A 19,279-nucleotide genomic window follows, 5' to 3' on the forward strand; every position below is an offset into this window, starting at 1 on the left:
CATCGCGCTTGAAATCGTCAGTGAAATTACCTGTGCCCATCATGGCCTCCTTGCCGCAAAGTTAGCGAAGAAGGCGTCCACGAAACATGGGGCTATTCAGTCATCAGCGGATGGTGTCTCAAAAAATGCCCGCACCATGATCAGACACCGCACACTGGTCTCCTGAGCCGCATATGAACACCCGCTGCTATGAGCCCCTGCCGGTGGCTCGCATTTTCGGTCCTCGGCCGGTCACGATAGGGGCGACCGGGATCGCAGCGGCGTTCTGACTGCAAAAATCGGCAGGGATAGAGCTGCAAGCGCAGGGTCTGACGGGTAAACTTTTTGTCCAGAAGCCAATCGGCAGCCGTCCAGAAGTTAGTGCGCGGCAACAGCCACCCGGTCTGGAAGCGCAGGAAGCCGGAACGAAAATTCCCAACTGACTGCCCAATTGCTCTCAGCTGGTCAGGTGGAAAATCGTTTAAGTTATTGGAAATAAATGGCAGGGGCAGCAGGGTTCGAACCCGCGACCTACGGTTTTGGAGACCGTCGCTCTACCAGCTGAGCTATACCCCTGTGGTGCGATTTCATTAGGTTTTCCGCCAGCCGGCGTCAAGCGGTTATCATTCGTGTTTTTCGTTTCTCGCGCTTGTGCCGCCCTGTCCGGCGCCGCGCGCCCCGGGGCCGGGACGGCGCGCGGATTTGAGGTCACCCGTCTTCAGCGAGGGGGGTGACGGAGCCGGCAGCCTCATCGCTGCCGATACCAATTCCACCATGTTGCGTGACCCGCCCTGTTGACGGCGAAGTGAGGAACAGCTGTTGCCCGGCCAATGGCATAGCGACAGCCGGATGCAGGGGGCGCATCGAAAAAACCGGGCGACCCGCCCATGGTTCTGTTCTTGCGGGCTTCCGGTCCGACTGTGCCTCAGCCTGCCGCGACAATTTTCGTCTATGTCCCGAAAACAGGCAGCCGCTTACCAGGCCGATCAACCGCTACGGATCTTCGCCCCCCGCTGTGGCCTGGCCGGGTACGATGCCAATCCGCGCCTTCAGCGTGAGGCACGCCGGGATCGCGGCGTCGCCGTAATCACGCCGTTGACCGTGCTTAACAGGCCGCACATAAGCGAGATGCCATGGGGCGGGGACTGCCGATATCTCAGGTTCCGTTCGGAGCCTCTCGCTTCCGCTTGCGGCTACAGCTGTTGCGGCAGGGCGGCCGGGGGCGCAGGCAGCAAAAAACCGGCCCGCAATCAGGCCGGCTTTGAGATTGAGGTGAAAAGCCCTGCGCTGGCGGCGACCCGCAGATCCCGGGGGACAGGGTATGGAATGCTCAGGCTCCGCTCTGGCATCTGAGCCAGGCGCAGCCGCGACCGGGCGGGATCTGCTTATGCCCGCCTCAGGCGCGCTCGGAAGGGAAGATCAATAGCCGCTTTTACGGATCAGCAGGTTCAGGCGCTTGGTCAGCTCTTCTGAATTGCCGACGATGCTCATGTCGGAACAGACCTGATAGGCGATGTAGCTCGCCTGCTCGCGCGGCATTTTCGGGCGAACTTCCTGAATGAAATCAATAAAATCCGAATGAGTCTCGTTGATAACAGCCCAGTGCGGCACGGGGCCGCGATTGCAGGGCTGTTCGAAAACCCGGGAGTTTTGTGCGGCTGCGGGAACAGCAAGGCAGGCGACCGCGGCCGCAACTGTCACGATTTTGTACATTCTGGCACTCCGGTCCTGGATAGATGTCCGCGAGACTCTTGCGCGGTGCAGGGGGGTGAGTCCAGCAAATTGCTGGTAAATTCACGCTTGCAACGTGGAAACTAACTGGCGCGCGAACGGAAACGGCCAGTGTGTCGGCCCCTGAAGCCGGAGATGCGAGGCGGGCCTGGCCCCTCTTGCAGGGGCCCGTGAGGCCCTGAAACAGGGCGCCTAGCCTCGTCTTCATGACCTGGCGGGTGATTGTGGCGCAGATATGTCGTCGCCAGGGCGAGTTTCGGACAGGGCGCTGCGCCAAAGGCGTGGCTGCGCGCAAGTCGGGGACAACGAAATTCCCCGCTCCTGTCACGGATTTCCGGCGGAATGACTTGAATTTCCGGCTCCAGGCCAGTATCTCGGCGCAAATGGCCGCCAGGACCGGAGCTTTCCAAAGCTTCCTGACCGGGGCGGCTTTGGGAATTATCTCGGGATACCGCAGTCATGGCGACGACCAATCCTCTTCAGTTCCTGCAGCAGGTTCGCGGCGAAGTGGGCAAGATCCACTGGCCGAAACGTCGTGAGGTGGTGCTGACGACGATCATGGTTTTCATCCTTTCGGCGCTGGCGGCAACCTTTTTCAGCCTTACGGATCTGGCGATCCGCTGGGGGCTCGAGCTGATCATCGGCGTCTGACCGGGGATCGGCGGGCGGCCCGGACGGGTCGCCGGGCAGGCCGGTCTGCCGGTTAGGACTTGATCGGGACGGCGTGAGCGGATATTCCGCGCCAACGTCTCTGTCACGGGCGCGCATCGATTCGGGATGCGCGCTGTTTTTTGTTCGGAGCGGCGGGCAGATCGGCAGTTTGCGGATCGGGTCGGCAACAGGAATTCGGGAGGCAATCCTCCCATGCAGTCAGAAGGTGGAAGCGAGACCATGGCAAAACGCTGGTATTCGGTGAGCGTCCTCTCGAACTTCGAGAAGAAGGTTGCCGAGCAGATCCGGACCGCCGTGGACGAAGCGGCCCTGCAGGAAGAAATCGACGAGATCCTCGTGCCCACCGAAGAGGTGATCGAGGTGCGTCGCGGCAAAAAGGTGACGTCTGAGCGTCGCATCATGCCCGGCTATGTGCTGGTGCATATGGAGATGACCTCGCGCGGCTATCACCTGATATCGTCGATCAACCGCGTCACCGGCTTCCTTGGCCCCCAGGGCAAGCCGATGCCGATGCGGGATGCCGAAGTCGCCGGGATGCAAAGCAGCAGCGCCCAGAAGGGCGAAGTCGCGCCGAGGAACCTGATCCGGTTCGATATCGGCGAGAAGGTCAAGGTTACCGACGGGCCGTTTGACGGCTTTGAGGGCATGGTCGAAGAGGTCGATGAGTCGGAAAGCCGTCTCAAGGTCTCGGTTTCGATCTTCGGCCGGGCAACCCCGGTCGAGCTGGAATTCACTCAGGTCGTGAAGTTCTGACCTTCGGGTCCTGAGTGCATCGCGCGGAAGGCGAGCGCCTGTTTCAGAGGGCTGAACCAGGTGACGGACCGGACCGCTAAACGCGTCTCCATGAGGGCGGCGCCGTGAAAAGGAGAAGGCCAGATGGCCAAGAAGATTATGGGCAGCCTCAAGCTGCAGGTGAAAGCACAACAGGCGAACCCGTCGCCGCCCGTCGGCCCGGCTCTGGGTCAGCGCGGTCTGAACATCATGATGTTCGTCAAGGAATTCAACGCGAAGTCGGCTGATTTCCCGCCCGGAACCCCGATCCCGACGATCATCACCTATTACCAGGACAAGTCGTTCAGCCTCGAGCTGAAGACCCCGCCGGCCGCTTTCCTCGTGAAAGAAGCCGCTGGCCTGAAACCGGTTGGCAAGCGTAACCGCACCAAGGGTTCGGACAAGCCGGGCCGCACCGTGGCCGGTACGATCACCGCAGCACAGCTGCGCAAGATCGCAGAGACCAAGATGAAAGATCTCAACGCCAATTCCGTGGAAGCGGCGATGAACATCATCCTGGGCTCGGCCCGGTCCTGCGGCATCGAAGTGAAGGGCTGATCGACATGGCAAAGCTCGCAAAACGTGTGAAGAAGGCGCAAGAGGCTTTCGCCGGCAAGGATCTGCTGGCTGTTGAGGCCGCTGTCGCGCTGATCAAATCGGCTGCTTCGGCGAAATTCGACGAAACGCTGGAAATCGCGATGAACCTCGGTGTCGACCCGCGTCACGCAGACCAGATGGTCCGCGGCGTGGTTCAGTTGCCGAACGGCACCGGCAAAACCGTGCGCGTCGCAGTTTTCGCCCGTGGCGCCAAGGCTGATGAAGCCAAAGCTGCCGGTGCGGAAATCGTCGGTGCAGAAGACCTGCTGGAGAAAATCCAGGGCGGCATGCTCGATTTCGATCGCTGCATTGCAACCCCGGACATGATGCCGCTGGTCGGCCGTCTGGGTAAAGTGCTCGGCCCGCGCAACCTGATGCCGAACCCGAAAGTCGGCACGGTGACGATGGATGTCGCGACCGCTGTGACCAATGCCAAAGGCGGCGAAGTCCAGTTCAAGGTCGAAAAAGCCGGCGTGATCCATGCAGGTATCGGCAAAGTCTCGTTCACCGAAGAGAAGCTGGCTGAAAACGTCCGCGCCTTCGTTGATGCCGTGACCAAAGCCCGCCCGGCTGGCGCCAAAGGCACCTATGTGAAGAAAGTTTCGCTTTCCTCGACCATGGGTCCGGGCGTGTCGCTCGATCTCGCGACCACGGCATAAGCCGCGTTGCGGCTGGATTGAAATCGAAACCGCCGTCCTTCGGGGCGGCGGTTTTGCTTTTGCCCACCCGCCCGCTTCCGGATGACGACGGAAGCCTCCGGCGGGGATATTTAAGGACAGAAAATAGTCTTTGTTGTCATTTTCTGTCCTTAAATATCCCGGGGGTGAGCGCGGTACGCGCGAGGGGGCAGGGCCCCCTCCTTTTCTGGCGGCCGGGTCTGACGGTCGGGTCTGGCGGACGGGGCGCGGCAAATGTCCTGTCCCAAATGCCTTCCTTCTGTCTTGGCAATCAGGGTGCAACGGGTTAAACACCCTTTCTGTTGGGGCTGCGTGATTCGTCACTCAGCCCCAACGCGCTTTGTCCGAGAAGGCTGGTGACGCGCAAACGTCTTAATATCCGGCCTGAGATGGAGTTCGGGACGATTTTTTCCGGGGCTTGCCTCGGGTGATTTTGGCTCTCGGGACGACATCATGGACCCGAATGCCCTGGCCGCGAGGCCCGGGCTGACTTGAGCCGGGGGAAACCCCAAACTTGGAGTGAAACTGTGGATAGAGCCCAGAAAGAGAAATTGGTCGAGGATCTCGGCCAGATCTTTGAAAGCTCTGGCGTCGTAGTGGTTGCCCATTACGAAGGCATGACGGTTAAACAGATGCAGGACCTCCGCGCACGTATGCGTGTCGTGGGTGGATCCGTTCGCGTTGCCAAGAACACGCTCGCCAAAATCGCCCTTGAGGGGAAAGCCATCGCCAAGATGGGTGACCTGCTTGCGGGTATGACTGTGCTGACCTTCTCGGAAGATCCCGTGGCTGCGGCCAAGGTCTCCGAGGGCTATGCCAAGGACAACGAACGTTTCGTGATCCTCGGCGGCGCCATGGGCGGCACTGTTCTGGACCCTGTCGGTGTCAAAGCCGTCGCATCGCTGCCGTCGCGCGAAGAGCTGCTTGCTCAGATCGCGTCGATGATCGGTGCGCCTGCCTCGAACATCGCTGGTGCCATTGGCGCGCCTGCTTCGAACATCGCCGGCATCCTGTCGACCATCGAGGACAAAGCCGCGGCCTGAGGCCCCGGCATTGCCCAATGTCTTTCGTAGGGTTGATCAACACGTCGTTGGACCCCATCTTAACTGAACGGAATGTGAAAAATGGCTGATCTTAAAGCTCTCGCCGAACAAATCGTTGGCCTGACCCTCCTGCAAGCTCAGGAACTGAAGACCATCCTGAAAGACGAATACGGCATCGAGCCCGCTGCTGGCGGCGCTGTTGTCATGGCTGGCCCGGCTGCTGCAGCTGAAGCCGTCGAAGAGAAAACCGAATTCGACGTCGTTCTCGTCGAAGCCGGCGCAAACAAAATCAACGTCATCAAAGAAGTCCGCGGCATCACCGGCCTCGGTCTCGTTGAAGCGAAGAACCTCGTGGAAGCTGGCGGCAAAGTCAAAGAAGGCGCTGCCAAAGCTGACGCAGAGGAAATCAAGAAGAAGCTTGAAGCTGCTGGCGCTAAAGTCGAGCTCAAGTAATCTGGCTTGCGGGTCACCCCGCAGCTTTGATTTTCAGGCAGGGGGCGGAGCAATCCGCCTCCTGCCATTCGCGTCCTGAAAGGGGATTTTACGAAATCCTCTCTCCGGGTGCGGTATCGGTTCGGGAGCCGTCTGACGGGACAGATGGCAGGTATGGAACCGGATATCCCCTCTCGCCAGTTGGCGTGTGCCTGTGCCCCGACGGGTCGCGCGCCGGCGAAACGATGAAAGGTGACCACGAACATGGCGCAAGCTTATGTTGGCCAGAAGCGTATCCGCCGCTATTACGGCAAGATTCGCGAAGTCCTCGAGATGCCGAACCTTATCGAGGTTCAGAAATCCTCCTATGATCTCTTCCTCAATTCGGGTGACGGCGAAAAGCCGCATGACGATGAGGGCATCCAGGGCACGTTCCAGTCGGTCTTCCCGATCAAGGATTTCAACGAGACCGCTGTTCTCGAATTCGTCCGTTACGAGCTGGAAAAGCCGAAATACGACGTCGATGAATGTATGCAGCGCGACCTGACCTATGCGGCGCCGCTGAAGGTGACGCTGCGCCTGATCGTGTTCGATCTCGACGAGACCACCGGCAATAAGTCGGTGAAAGACATCAAGGAACAAGACGTCTATATGGGCGATATGCCCCTGATGACGCCGAACGGGACGTTCATCGTGAACGGCACCGAGCGCGTGATCGTGTCGCAGATGCACCGCTCCCCGGGCGTGTTTTTTGATCACGACAAGGGCAAGACCCATTCCTCGGGCAAGCTCCTGTTTGCCTGCCGGATCATTCCCTATCGCGGTTCCTGGCTCGATTTCGAATTCGACGCCAAGGATATCGTCTTTGCCCGCATCGACCGCCGCCGCAAACTGCCGGTGACGACGCTTTTGTACGCGCTTGGTCTCGACCAGGACGCGATCATGAAGGCCTATTACGACACGGTCACCTTCAAATATGTGAAGAACAAGGGCTGGGTTACGCGCTTCTTCCCGGAACGCGTCCGTGGCACCCGTCCGACCTATGACCTGGTTGATGCCGCCACCGGCGAAGTGATCTTGAAAGCGGGTGAGAAAGTCACCCCGCGCATGGTCAAGAAATGGCTGGATGAGGGCGAAGTCACCGAGCTTCTGGTGCCGTTCGACCATATCATGGGCCGCTTTGTCGCCAATGACATCGTGGATGAGGAAAACGGCGCGATCTGGGCCGAGGCCGGCGATGAGCTGACCTGGGAGCTGGACCGGGACGGTGAGGTCAAGGGCGGCACGGTGAAAACCCTGCTCGACCAGGGCGTCAATGAGATCCCGGTTCTCGACATCGATAATATCAATGTCGGCCCCTATATGCGCAACACCATGGCCGCCGATAAGAACTGGGGCCGTGACACCGCGCTGATGGATATCTATCGCGTGATGCGTCCGGGTGAGCCGCCGACCGTTGAAGCAGCGTCGAGCCTCTTCGACACGCTGTTCTTCGATAAGGATCGCTATGATCTCTCGGCTGTTGGCCGGGTGAAGATGAACATGCGTCTGGATGTCGCCAAGCCCGACACCCAGCGGACGCTGGACCGTGACGATATCATCAAGTGCATCAAAGCCCTGGTAGAACTGCGCGACGGCAAAGGCGAGATCGACGATATCGACCACCTCGGCAACCGCCGGGTGCGCTCGGTCGGCGAGCTGATGGAAAATCAGTATCGCGTCGGCCTTCTGCGCATGGAACGCGCGATCAAAGAGCGTATGTCCTCAGTCGAGATCGACACGATCATGCCGCAGGATCTGATCAACGCGAAACCGGCGGCTGCGGCTGTCCGCGAATTCTTCGGCTCGTCGCAGCTGTCGCAGTTCATGGACCAGACCAACCCGCTGTCGGAAGTCACCCATAAGCGCCGTCTTTCGGCGCTTGGGCCGGGCGGTCTGACGCGGGAACGCGCAGGCTTCGAAGTTCGCGACGTTCACCCGACCCATTACGGCCGGATGTGCCCGATTGAGACGCCGGAAGGTCAGAACATCGGTCTGATCAACTCGCTCGCGACCTTTGCGCGCGTGAACAAATATGGCTTCATCGAGACCCCGTATCGCAAGGTGATCGACAACAAGGTGACTGATGAAGTCGTCTATATGTCGGCAACCGAAGAGATGCGGCACACCGTCGCTCAGGCCAACGCATCGCAGGATGCGGAAGGTCACTTTACCGACGACCTGATTTCGTCGCGTAAGGGCGGTGAATTCATGCTGAACCCGCCGGATGCTGTCGATCTGATCGACGTTTCGCCGAAACAGCTGGTCTCGGTCGCGGCCTCGCTGATCCCCTTCCTGGAAAATGACGACGCCAACCGCGCTCTGATGGGCTCGAACATGCAACGTCAGGCGGTTCCTCTGCTGCAATCCGACGCGCCTTTCGTGGGCACGGGGATTGAGGCTGTGGTTGCGCGCGACTCCGGCGCTGCCATCATGGCGCGCCGTTCGGGCGTGATCGACCAGGTCGACGCACAGCGTATCGTTATCCGTGCGACCGAACTCCTGGAGCCGGGCGAGCCGGGCGTCGACATCTACCGTCTGCGCAAGTTCAAGCGGTCGAACCAGTCGTCCTGCATCAACCAGCGTCCGCTGGTGAAGGTGGGCGATACGGTCATCCGTGGTGAAGTGGTCGCTGACGGCCCCTGCACCGATATGGGTGAACTGGCGCTTGGCCGGAACGTGATCGTGGCCTTCATGCCCTGGAACGGGTATAACTATGAGGACTCGATCCTGATTTCCGAGCGGATCCTCAAGGATGACGTCTTCACCTCGATCCATATCGAGGAATATGAAGTCGCCGCCCGCGATACCAAGCTCGGGCCGGAAGAGATCACCCGCGACATCCCGAACGTCGGCGAGGAAGCTCTGCGCAACCTCGACGAAGCGGGGATCGTCTATATCGGTGCAGAAGTGCAGCCGGGCGATATCCTTGTCGGTAAGATCACCCCCAAGGGCGAAAGCCCGATGACGCCGGAAGAGAAACTTCTGCGTGCCATCTTCGGTGAAAAAGCGTCTGACGTCCGCGACACAAGCTTGCGTCTGCCGCCGGGTGCCTATGGTACCATCGTCGAAGTGCGGGTCTTCAACCGTCACGGCGTCGACAAAGACGAACGCGCGCTGCAGATCGAGCGCGAAGAAGTCGAACGCCTCGCCCGCGACCGCGACGACGAAATGACCATCCTGGAGCGCAATATCTATTCGCGTCTCAAGGCTCTGATCCTGGGTCGCGAAGCGGTCAAAGGCCCGAAAGGTGTCCGCGCCGGTTCGACCATTGACGAAGAGCTTCTCGGCACTCTGAGCCGTGGCCAGTGGTGGCAGCTTGCTGTCGCCGAAGAGGCCCAGGCGAAAGAGATCGAGGCGCTTCACGACCAGTATGAATCCCAGAAACGCGCTCTGACCGCACGTTTCGAGGATAAGGTCGAGAAGGTCCGTCGCGGGGACGATCTGCCTCCGGGTGTGATGAAGATGGTCAAGGTCTTTGTCGCGGTGAAGCGCAAGCTGCAACCGGGCGATAAGATGGCCGGTCGTCACGGCAACAAGGGTGTTATCTCGAAGGTCGTGCCGATCGAGGACATGCCCTTCCTGGCCGACGGCACCCATGTCGATCTCGTGCTGAACCCGCTCGGCGTGCCGTCGCGGATGAACGTCGGGCAGATTCTGGAAACCCATATGGGCTGGGCCGCACGCGGTCTGGGCATCCGGATTGACGATGCTTTGCAGGACTATCGACGCTCGGGCGATCTCACCCCGGTCAAGGAAGCCATGCGCTTTGCCTATGGCGACGAGACCTATGACGAGGCCTTCGGCGAAGCGGGCGATGAGGATATCATCGAAAGCGCGAAAACCGTCACCCGTGGCGTGCCTATCGCGACCCCGGTTTTCGACGGTGCGAAAGAGGCGGATGTGAACGACGCGCTGCGGCGTGCCGGTTTCGACACATCCGGCCAGTCGGACGTCTTTGACGGCCGTTCGGGCGAGAAGTTCCAGCGCAAGGTCACCGTGGGCGTGAAATACATGCTCAAGCTGCACCACCTCGTTGATGACAAGCTTCACGCGCGTTCGACCGGTCCGTATTCGCTCGTCACTCAGCAGCCGCTGGGTGGTAAGGCGCAGTTCGGTGGTCAGCGTCTTGGGGAGATGGAGGTCTGGGCTCTGGAAGCCTATGGCGCCGCCTATACCCTGCAGGAGATGCTGACGGTGAAGTCGGATGACGTCGCAGGCCGGACCAAGGTCTATGAATCGATCGTCAAGGGCGAGGACAACTTCGAGGCAGGTGTGCCTGAGAGCTTCAACGTTCTCGTGAAGGAAGTCCGCGGCCTCGGCCTGAACATGGAACTCCTGGATGCGGAAGAGGAGTGACCGGAATTTTAAGGAAAATTCCGGGCCGGTTTCTGGAAAGAAACCGGCGCCACCCTCTGACCGCAACCTCCTGATTGGGAAGATCAAATGAACCAGGAACTGACGAACAATCCGTTCAACCCGGTCGCGCCGGTCAAGACGTTTGACGAGATCAAGGTCTCGCTGGCGTCGCCGGAGCGTATTCTCTCGTGGTCCTACGGCGAGATCAAAAAGCCGGAAACCATCAACTACCGGACCTTTAAACCCGAGCGCGACGGTCTGTTCTGCGCCCGGATTTTCGGGCCGATCAAAGACTATGAATGCCTTTGCGGCAAATATAAGCGGATGAAGTATCGCGGCGTTGTCTGCGAGAAATGCGGCGTGGAAGTCACGCTGCAAAAGGTCCGCCGTGAACGCATGGGCCATATCGAGCTGGCCGCTCCGGTCGCGCATATCTGGTTCCTGAAGTCGCTTCCGTCCCGGATCGGCCTCATGCTCGATATGACGTTGCGGGATCTGGAACGCATCCTCTACTTTGAGAACTATGTTGTTATCGAGCCGGGTCTGACGGATCTGACCTATGGCCAGCTGATGACCGAGGATGAGTATCTCGACGCGCAGGACCAGTATGGCGCTGACGCTTTCACCGCGAATATCGGTGCCGAAGCGATCCGCGAAATGCTGGCCGCGATTGATCTGGGCCAGCTGGCCGAGACCCTTCGTGAAGAGCTGAAGGAAGCCACCGGCGAGCTGAAGCCCAAGAAGATCATCAAGCGTCTGAAGATCGTCGAGAGCTTCTACGAATCCGGCAACCGCCCGGAATGGATGATCCTGACCGTGCTTCCGGTGATCCCGCCGGAACTGCGTCCGCTCGTGCCCCTCGACGGTGGCCGTTTCGCGACCTCGGATCTGAACGACCTCTATCGCCGCGTCATCAACCGGAACAACCGGCTGAAGCGTCTGATCGAGCTGCGTGCGCCTGACATCATCGTCCGCAACGAAAAGCGGATGCTGCAGGAGGCGGTTGACGCGCTGTTCGACAACGGCCGTCGTGGCCGCGTGATTACGGGCACCAATAAGCGCCCGCTGAAATCGCTGTCCGATATGCTGAAAGGTAAGCAGGGCCGCTTCCGTCAGAACTTGCTCGGTAAGCGCGTCGACTTCTCGGGACGCTCGGTCATCGTGACCGGGCCGGAGCTGAAGCTGCACCAGTGTGGTCTGCCGAAGAAGATGGCTCTCGAGCTCTTCAAGCCCTTCATCTATTCGCGGCTGGAGGCCAAGGGCCTGTCCAGCACCGTGAAACAGGCGAAGAAGCTCGTTGAGAAAGAGCGCCCGGAAGTCTGGGATATCCTCGACGAGGTGATCCGCGAACATCCGGTGCTTCTGAACCGCGCGCCGACGCTGCACCGTCTGGGCATCCAGGCGTTCGAGCCGATCCTGATTGAGGGTAAGGCGATCCAGCTGCACCCGCTGGTTTGTTCCGCCTTCAACGCCGACTTCGACGGCGACCAGATGGCTGTTCACGTTCCCCTCTCGCTGGAAGCCCAGCTTGAGGCCCGCGTTCTCATGATGTCGACGAACAACGTTCTGTCGCCCGCCAATGGCGCGCCGATCATTGTTCCGTCGCAGGATATGGTTCTCGGGATCTATTACGTGACCATGCAGCGCGAAGGCATGAAGGGCGAGGGCGGTCTCTACCGCGATATCGACGAAGTCGAACACGCCCTTGCCGCCGGCGAGCTGCATCTGCATGCCAAAATCACCGCCCGCCTCAAGCAGGTCGATGAAGAAGGCAATATCGTCTGGAAACGCTACGAGACGACGCCTGGCCGTCTGCGGATCGGAAATATCCTGCCGCAAAACGCCAAAGCGCCGTTTGAACTGGTGAACCGTCTTCTGCGTAAGAAAGACGTGCAGACCGTCATCGACACCGTCTACCGCTACTGCGGTCAGAAAGAGTCGGTGATCTTCTGTGACCAGATCATGGGTCTCGGCTTCCGCGAGGCGTTCAAAGCAGGCATCTCGTTCGGCAAGGACGACATGGTCATCGCCGACAACAAATGGGACATCGTCAATGCGACGAAGGCTCTCGTTGCCGATTTTGAACAGCAGTATCTCGACGGGTTGATCACTCAGGGCGAGAAATACAACAAAGTCGTCGACGCCTGGTCGAAGTGCAACGACAAGGTGACCGAGGGCATGATGTCCACGATCTCGGCCACCAAATACGACGACAATGGCGCCGAGAAGGAACCGAACTCGGTCTATATGATGGCCCACTCCGGTGCCCGGGGTTCGGTCACGCAGATGAAGCAGCTGGGCGGTATGCGCGGCCTTATGGCCAAGCCGAACGGCGAGATCATCGAGACGCCGATCATCTCGAACTTCAAGGAAGGTCTGACCGTTCTTGAATACTTCAACTCGACCCACGGCGCCCGGAAGGGTCTGTCCGATACCGCTCTGAAGACGGCAAACTCGGGCTATCTGACCCGCCGTCTGGTTGACGTGGCGCAGGACTGCATCGTTCGTGTGCATGATTGCGGCACCGAGAACTCGATCACGGCTTCGGCAGCCGTCAAGGAAGGCCAGGAAACCGCTCCGCTGTCGGAACGGGTGCTGGGTCGTGTCGTGGCGGAAGACATCATGATCCCGGGCACCGATGAGGTGCTGATCGCCAAGGGTGAACTGATCGACGAGCGCAAGGCAGATCTGGTCGGCAAGTATAACGTACCTGTCGCCCGTATCCGCAGCCCGCTGACCTGTGAGGCCGAGGAAGGCGTCTGCGCCCAGTGCTATGGTCGCGACCTCGCCCGCGGTACTCAGGTGAATATCGGTGAAGCGGTCGGCATCATCGCCGCCCAGTCCATCGGTGAGCCGGGCACGCAGCTGACGATGCGGACCTTCCACATCGGCGGTGTTGCGCAAGGCGGCCAGCAGTCGTTCCTTGAAGCTTCGCAGGAAGGCAAGATCGAGTTCCGCAACGCGAACCTCCTTCTGAACGTCGCAGGCGAGCAGGTGGTGATCGGCCGGAACATGTCCATCGCGATCATCGACGCCAATGGCGACGAGCGCGCGGTGCACAAGCTGACCTATGGCGCCAAACTTCACGTGAAGGATGGCGAAGAGGTCAAGCGCGGCCATAAGCTGTTCGAATGGGACCCCTTCAACCTGCTGATCGTGGCCGAAAAGGCTGGCGTGGCGCGGTTCAAGGACCTGGTCAACGGCATCTCGGTGCGCGAAGACACCGATGACGCAACCGGCATGACGCAGAAGATCGTGTCTGACTGGCGTGCGGCACCGCGTGGCTCCGACCTCAAGCCCGAGATCCTTGTGGTTAACCCGGAAACGGGCGAACCGGTGCGCGGCGACAGCGGCAACCCGATCCAGTATGCGATGTCTGTGGATGCGGTTCTCTCGATCGAAGACGGTCAGGAACTGCGCCCGGGCGATATCGTGGCGCGTATTCCGCGCGAAGGCACCAAGACGAAGGACATCACCGGGGGTCTTCCCCGCGTGGCGGAACTCTTCGAGGCGCGTCGCCCGAAAGATCACGCAATCATCGCGGAAGCCGATGGTTATGTGCGCTTTGGCAAGGACTACAAGAACAAGCGCCGCATCACGGTCGAGCCGGTGGATGAGACCCTTCAGTCGATGGAATATATGGTGCCCAAGGGCAAACATATCCCCGTCCAGGAAGGCGATTTCGTCCAGAAGGGCGACTATATCATGGACGGGAACCCCGCGCCGCATGACATCCTGCGCATTATGGGTGTCGAAGCGCTGGCGAACTACATGATCGACGAGGTCCAGGACGTCTATCGTCTGCAGGGCGTGAAGATCAACGACAAGCATATCGAGGTTATCGTGCGGCAGATGCTGCAGAAGCTCGAAGTGCTGGATTCGGGGGATACCACGCTGCTGAAGGGCGAGCAGGTCGAACGCCAGGAGCTGGAGGAAGAGAACCTCAAAGCCCGTGGCCGCGGTCTGCGCGAGGCGAAAGCCGAGCCGGTTCTGCTGGGGATCACCAAGGCGTCGCTGCAGACCCGCAGCTTCATCTCGGCGGCTTCCTTCCAGGAGACGACCCGCGTCCTGACCGAGGCGTCCGTTCAGGGCAAGCGCGATAAGCTGCAGGGCCTGAAAGAGAACGTCATCGTCGGCCGTCTGATCCCGGCTGGCACGGGCGGGGCCACGCGCCGCGTGAAGGCCATCGCGTCCGAGCGCGACTCGACGGTGATCGAGGCACGCCGCAGCGAGGCGGAAACCGCCGCCGCTCTGGCCGCTCCGATCCCGGCTGCGCAGCCTGATCTGGCCAGCGTGATCGTCGACGATCTGGAAAGCCGGGATTGATCCCCGGCTCACTGGCCCCGGGCCGGTGAAGTGATCTCTGGCCCCGTCCGGACAACCGGGCGGGGCTTTTCTGTCTCCACTCCCGGGGCGCGGAACCGGGGCAGGGGGGACCAGACCGGGCATTCTTCATTGGGAGCGCCGGTCCCTTAGCGGGGCTCGGTTGTGGGCAGCGCGTGGTTCGCTGGTCCCGGCCTTTCCCCCGGGGATATGTGGAACGTGGCGCCGCCGGGGGCTGATATAAAGCGGAGGGGTCCGCATCCTGCCCTTCCATACCGAGCTGAAACCTGACAGAGGGCAGGGCGAGCAGAACTGAGGCGCCCGACATCATGCCAGTGAGTGAGAAGACCCGCGGTATCGCGCTGATGTTGCTGGCCATGCTCGCCTTCGCGATCAATGACACGATCATCAAGCTCCTGCTGGCCGATATGCCTTTGCCGCAGGCGATGGTGGTGCGCGGTGTGCCGGCCTGCGCCATGCTGGCGCTGCTGGCCTGGCGGGCGGGGGCCTTCTCACACCTGCCGAAGGGGAGGGACCGCAAATTCCTGATCCTGCGCAGCTTTGGCGAAGTGGCGGCGACGCTGACTTTCCTCGGCTCACTGATGCATATGCAGCTGGCCAATGTCACCGCCATCCTGCAATCAGTGCCGCTGGCCGCGACGGCTGCGGCGGCGGTGTTTCTGGGCGAAAAGGTCGGCTGGCGCCGCGCGCTCGCAGTGGCCATCGGCTTCATCGGGGTGCTGATCGTGATCCGTCCCGGCGAGGACGGGCTGGATCCCTGGGCGTTTCTGGTGCTTCTGTCGGTGGCCTGCGTGGTTTGCCGCGATCTGATCACCCGGCAGATCAGCCGCGCTGTGCCGGCGGCGCTGGTCGGGCTTGGCGCGGCGATCACGGTCCTGACGCTGAGCATCGTCTGGTCGGTCTTTGTGCCATGGGAGCCGGTGACGCTGCGCCATCTGCTGCTGGCGCTTGTCGGCGGGTTCTTCATGACGATGGCATTCGTCTCGCTGGTGGGCGCCTTGCAGTCGGGAGATGTCGGCATGACGGCGCCGTTGCGGTATAGCCAGCTCTTATGGGCGACGCTGCTCGGCTGGCTGGTCTTTGACCATCTGCCCGATCTTGTGACCCTTGCAGGGGCGGCGCTGATCGTGGCATCCGGCGTCTTTACCATCCTGCGCGAGGCCCGGCGCAGGGGGTGATCCTGCCCGGTTCCTTTGGCCCGGACGCCTGTGCTACGGGCGGGGCTGCAGTTGACACCAGGGGCGATTCCACCTATAGCCCGCTCACCCTTGCGGGGCTGCCATGTGCCGCAAGCGTCAGAGCGTCCTGAATTCAGGACCGGACCCTGTCCGATCCTCTGCAGAAATACCCGCGTCATCCACCTTATCGGCGGATGAATGCGGTTTTTGTGTTTTGCGATTCGCGCAATGCACTCGAGAAGCGGCGCACCATAAGGCATAGGGTGCGAGTATCGAAACGAGGAACGTGAATGCCGACGATTCAACAGCTTATCCGGAAACCCCGGGAAGATAAGCCGAGCAAGTCCAAGTCCCAGCACCTGGAATCCTGCCCGCAAAAGCGTGGGGTTTGTACCCGCGTTTACACCACGACCCCGAAGAAGCCCAACTCCGCTATGCGGAAAGTGGCCAAGGTTCGTCTGACGAACGGCTTCGAGGTGATCTCCTACATCCCCGGCGAAAAGCACAACCTGCAAGAGCACAGCGTTGTTCTGATCCGCGGCGGCCGCGTCAAAGACCTTCCGGGTGTCCGTTACCACATCCTCCGGGGTGTTCTGGATACCCAGGGCGTCAAAGACCGTCGTCAGCGTCGTTCGAAGTACGGCGCCAAGCGTCCGAAGTGATCCAGGAGAGGTAGAGAGACATGTCCCGTCGTCACGCCGCAGAGAAGCGCGAAATTCTCCCGGACGCCAAATATGGCGACCGCGTTCTGACCAAATTCATGAACAACCTGATGCTGGATGGCAAAAAGTCGGTCGCCGAGTCGATCGTCTATGGTGCCCTGACCCGCGTCGAAGGCCGCCTGAAGCGCTCGCCGATCGAAGCCTTCCACGAAGCGCTCGACAATGTGAAACCTTCGGTCGAAGTCCGGTCGCGCCGCGTTGGTGGTGCAACCTACCAGGTTCCGGTCGAAGTCCGCACCGAGCGTCGTGAAGCGCTCGCGATCCGCTGGCTGATCATCGCTGCGCGTAAGCGCAACGAGAACACCATGGAAGAGCGTCTGGCAGCTGAGCTGTCCGATGCTGTCAATGGCCGCGGCACTGCCGTGAAAAAGCGCGAAGACACCCACAAGATGGCCGACGCGAACAAAGCGTTCAGCCATTACCGCTGGTAAGGGGGCCAAATGGCACGCGACTACACGCTTAACAATTATCGTAACTTCGGCATCATGGCCCATATTGATGCCGGCAAAACGACCACGACCGAGCGGATCCTCTACTATACCGGCAAGAACCACAAAATGGGCGAGACCCATGATGGTTCCGCCACGATGGACTGGATGGAGCAGGAGCAGGAGCGGGGGATCACCATCACCTCGGCTGCCACCACCACCTTCTGGGAAAAGACCTACGACGGCACGGCTCCGACTTCGGAAAAGCACCGCTTCAACATCATCGACACCCCCGGCCACGTCGACTTCACCATTGAAGTCGAGCGTTCGCTGGCGGTTCTTGATGGCGCGGTCTGCCTTCTCGACGGCAATGCCGGTGTGGAACCGCAGACCGAAACGGTGTGGCGTCAGGCCGACCGTTACGGCGTTCCGCGCATCGTGTTCGTCAACAAGATGGACAAGATCGGCGCTGACTTCCAGAAATGCCTCGACATGATCAAGGACCGCACCGGCGCGACCACCGCACCGATCGCGTTCCCGATCGGTGCCGAAGACCATCTGGAAGGCATCGTTGACCTGGTGACGATGGAAGAATGGGTCTGGGAAGGCGAAGATGTCGGCGCCACCTGGACGCATCGCCCGATCCGTGACGCCCTGAAAGAAGAAGCTGCAACCCGTCGCGCGACGCTGGTCGAGCTCGCTGTCGAGCAGGATGATGCCGCGATGGAAGCTTACCTCGAGGGCAAAGAGCCGTCGCAGGACGAGCTGCGCGCGCTGATCCGCAAGGGCACCCTGTCGATGGCCTTCGTGCCGGTTCTGGGCGGTTCTGCGTTCAAAAATAAAGGCGTACAGGCTCTGCTGAACGCTGTTGTCGATTATCTGCCTTCGCCGCTGGACGTGAAACCCTATATGGGCTTCGCACCGGGCGACGAGACCGAGACCCGCAACATCCAGCGCACCGCAGACGATGCCCAGCCCTTCTCGGGTCTGGCGTTCAAGATCATGAACGACCCCTTCGTCGGCTCGCTGACCTTCACCCGTCTCTATTCGGGCGTGATGAAAAAAGGCGACAGCCTGCTCAATTCGACCAAAGGTCGCAAAGAGCGCGTTGGCCGTATGATGATGATGCACGCCATCGAGCGTGAGGAAATCACCGAAGCCTTCGCTGGCGACATCATCGCGCTTGGCGGTCTGAAAGAGACCACCACCGGCGACACGCTTTGCGATCCGGCGAACCCGGTCGTTCTGGAAACCATGACCTTCCCGGTCCCGGTTATCGAGATCGCCGTCGAGCCGAAAACCAAGGCTGACCAGGAAAAGATGGGCATCGCTCTTGCCCGTCTGGCTGCCGAAGACCCCTCCTTCCGGGTTGAGACCGATCAGGAATCGGGCCAGACCATCATGAAGGGCATGGGCGAACTTCACCTCGACATCCTCGTTGACCGTATGCGTCGTGAGTTCAAGGTCGAGGCGAATATCGGTGCGCCGCAGGTGGCTTATCGTGAGACGATCTCGCAGCAGCATGAGATCGACTACACGCATAAGAAACAGACCGGTGGTACGGGTCAGTTCGCACGCGTCAAGCTGGTGATCACGCCGACCGAGCCGGGCGAAGGCTATTCCTTCGAGTCGAAAATCGTTGGTGGTGCGGTTCCGAAGGAATACGTCCCCGGCGTCGAAAAAGGCATCAAATCCGTCATGGATTCGGGCCCGCTGGCAGGCTTCCCGGTCATCGACTTCAAAGTCGCTCTGATCGACGGCGCTTTCCACGACGTCGACTCGAGCGTGCTCGCCTTTGAGATCGCGTCGCGTGCCGCTATGCGCGAAGGTCTGAAAAAGGCCGGCGCGAAACTGCTTGAGCCGGTGATGAAAGTCGAAGTGGTGACCCCGGAAGAATATACCGGCGGCATCATCGGCGATCTGACCTCGCGTCGTGGCATGGTGCAGGGCCAGGATACCCGTGGCAATGCGAACGTGATCAATGCGATGGTCCCGCTGGCGAATATGTTCGGCTATATCAACAACCTGCGTTCCATGTCTTCGGGCCGCGCGGTGTTCTCGATGGAATTCCACCATTATGACGCCGTGCCGGAAAACCTGAGCCAGGAAATCCAGAAGAAACACGCCTGATCCGGCGGGAGGGCGGTAACGCCCTCCACCCCCCCAAATGCCGCGACCCTCGCGGAGCAAGAATTTGAAGGAGTTGCCAAATGGCAAAGGCAAAGTTTGAACGGAACAAACCGCACGTCAACATCGGCACGATCGGCCATGTTGACCACGGCAAGACGACCCTGACGGCCGCGATCA

The 19,279-nt window shown here is 60.4% G+C and carries 14 protein-coding genes and 1 tRNA gene; 13 read left to right on the forward strand and 2 right to left on the reverse strand.

Annotation, left to right across the window (positions count from 1 at the left end; genetic code table 11):
• Nucleotides 1–479 precede the first annotated feature (479 nt).
• Nucleotides 480–555: transfer RNA gene (locus JC607_RS23665), tRNA-Trp, on the reverse strand.
• Nucleotides 556–1,398: 843 nt separating this feature from the next.
• Nucleotides 1,399–1,692: a hypothetical protein gene (locus JC607_RS23670; RefSeq protein WP_198839195.1), complete on the reverse strand. Its 294-nt coding sequence runs from the start codon at nucleotides 1,690–1,692 to the stop codon at nucleotides 1,399–1,401.
• Between the two features lie 477 nt (nucleotides 1,693–2,169).
• On the opposite strand from JC607_RS23670, the gene secE reads away from it, so the two are divergent.
• The 13 genes from secE to JC607_RS23735 form a co-directional block, all read left to right on the forward strand.
• The gene (gene secE, locus JC607_RS23675) at nucleotides 2,170–2,361 is read left to right on the forward strand and encodes a preprotein translocase subunit SecE (protein ID WP_092895871.1); all 192 of its coding nucleotides are present in this window, start codon (nucleotides 2,170–2,172) and stop codon (nucleotides 2,359–2,361) included.
• Between the two features lie 240 nt (nucleotides 2,362–2,601).
• The gene (nusG, locus tag JC607_RS23680) at nucleotides 2,602–3,135 is read left to right on the forward strand and encodes a transcription termination/antitermination protein NusG (protein ID WP_198839196.1); all 534 of its coding nucleotides are present in this window, start codon (nucleotides 2,602–2,604) and stop codon (nucleotides 3,133–3,135) included.
• A gap of 123 nt (nucleotides 3,136–3,258) precedes the next feature.
• Complete coding sequence (gene rplK / locus JC607_RS23685; RefSeq protein ID WP_092895875.1) at nucleotides 3,259–3,711, forward strand: 50S ribosomal protein L11; 453 nt, start codon at nucleotides 3,259–3,261, stop codon at nucleotides 3,709–3,711.
• Nucleotides 3,712–3,716: 5 nt separating this feature from the next.
• Nucleotides 3,717–4,409, forward strand: coding sequence for a 50S ribosomal protein L1 (gene rplA / locus JC607_RS23690; protein ID WP_092895877.1), 693 nt, complete (start codon nucleotides 3,717–3,719; stop codon nucleotides 4,407–4,409).
• Between the two features lie 545 nt (nucleotides 4,410–4,954).
• Nucleotides 4,955–5,470 carry a 50S ribosomal protein L10 gene (gene rplJ, locus JC607_RS23695; protein ID WP_198839197.1) on the forward strand — a complete coding sequence of 172 codons (516 nt, stop codon included), beginning with the start codon at nucleotides 4,955–4,957 and terminating at the stop codon, nucleotides 5,468–5,470.
• 81 nt (nucleotides 5,471–5,551) lie between these two features.
• Entirely contained in the window at nucleotides 5,552–5,923 is a 372-nt protein-coding gene (rplL, locus tag JC607_RS23700) for a 50S ribosomal protein L7/L12 (RefSeq protein ID WP_198839198.1), read from the forward strand.
• Between the two features lie 243 nt (nucleotides 5,924–6,166).
• Nucleotides 6,167–10,300, forward strand: a complete 4,134-nt coding sequence (gene rpoB, locus JC607_RS23705; protein ID WP_198839199.1) for a DNA-directed RNA polymerase subunit beta — start codon at nucleotides 6,167–6,169, stop codon at nucleotides 10,298–10,300.
• Nucleotides 10,301–10,387: 87 nt separating this feature from the next.
• A complete protein-coding gene (gene rpoC / locus JC607_RS23710; protein WP_198839200.1) occupies nucleotides 10,388–14,626 on the forward strand; it encodes a DNA-directed RNA polymerase subunit beta' in 4,239 nt (1,412 codons plus the stop codon).
• 332 nt (nucleotides 14,627–14,958) lie between these two features.
• The gene (locus JC607_RS23715) at nucleotides 14,959–15,822 is read left to right on the forward strand and encodes a DMT family transporter (RefSeq protein ID WP_198839201.1); all 864 of its coding nucleotides are present in this window, start codon (nucleotides 14,959–14,961) and stop codon (nucleotides 15,820–15,822) included.
• Nucleotides 15,823–16,112: 290 nt separating this feature from the next.
• Nucleotides 16,113–16,484, forward strand: a complete 372-nt coding sequence (gene rpsL, locus JC607_RS23720; RefSeq protein WP_092895889.1) for a 30S ribosomal protein S12 — start codon at nucleotides 16,113–16,115, stop codon at nucleotides 16,482–16,484.
• 20 nt (nucleotides 16,485–16,504) lie between these two features.
• Nucleotides 16,505–16,975, forward strand: coding sequence for a 30S ribosomal protein S7 (gene rpsG / locus JC607_RS23725; RefSeq protein ID WP_092895891.1), 471 nt, complete (start codon nucleotides 16,505–16,507; stop codon nucleotides 16,973–16,975).
• A gap of 9 nt (nucleotides 16,976–16,984) precedes the next feature.
• On the forward strand, nucleotides 16,985–19,102 hold the full coding sequence (fusA, locus tag JC607_RS23730) for an elongation factor G (RefSeq protein WP_198839202.1): 2,118 nt from the start codon (nucleotides 16,985–16,987) through the stop codon (nucleotides 19,100–19,102).
• Nucleotides 19,103–19,182: 80 nt separating this feature from the next.
• A partial coding sequence (locus tag JC607_RS23735; protein WP_141399411.1) for a GTP-binding protein occupies nucleotides 19,183–19,279 on the forward strand: 97 nt, incomplete at its 3' end.

It is taken from the genome of Paracoccus sp. IB05, from assembly GCF_016405985.1.
Classification (GTDB): Bacteria; Pseudomonadota; Alphaproteobacteria; order Rhodobacterales; family Rhodobacteraceae; genus Pseudogemmobacter.

Excerpts from the sequence above, each read along its gene's own strand:
- JC607_RS23670 (WP_198839195.1), bottom strand. The coding sequence starts at position 1,692 with ATGTACAAAATCGTGACAGTTGCGGCCGCGGTCGCCTGCCTTGCTGTT.
- secE (WP_092895871.1), top strand. The coding sequence starts at position 2,170 with ATGGCGACGACCAATCCTCTTCAGTTCCTGCAGCAGGTTCGCGGCGAA.
- nusG (WP_198839196.1), top strand. The coding sequence starts at position 2,602 with ATGGCAAAACGCTGGTATTCGGTGAGCGTCCTCTCGAACTTCGAGAAG.
- rplK (WP_092895875.1), top strand. The coding sequence starts at position 3,259 with ATGGCCAAGAAGATTATGGGCAGCCTCAAGCTGCAGGTGAAAGCACAA.
- rplA (WP_092895877.1), top strand. The coding sequence starts at position 3,717 with ATGGCAAAGCTCGCAAAACGTGTGAAGAAGGCGCAAGAGGCTTTCGCC.
- rplL (WP_198839198.1), top strand. The coding sequence starts at position 5,552 with ATGGCTGATCTTAAAGCTCTCGCCGAACAAATCGTTGGCCTGACCCTC.
- rpoB (WP_198839199.1), top strand. The coding sequence starts at position 6,167 with ATGGCGCAAGCTTATGTTGGCCAGAAGCGTATCCGCCGCTATTACGGC.
- rpoC (WP_198839200.1), top strand. The coding sequence starts at position 10,388 with ATGAACCAGGAACTGACGAACAATCCGTTCAACCCGGTCGCGCCGGTC.
- rpsL (WP_092895889.1), top strand. The coding sequence starts at position 16,113 with ATGCCGACGATTCAACAGCTTATCCGGAAACCCCGGGAAGATAAGCCG.
- rpsG (WP_092895891.1), top strand. The coding sequence starts at position 16,505 with ATGTCCCGTCGTCACGCCGCAGAGAAGCGCGAAATTCTCCCGGACGCC.
- fusA (WP_198839202.1), top strand. The coding sequence starts at position 16,985 with ATGGCACGCGACTACACGCTTAACAATTATCGTAACTTCGGCATCATG.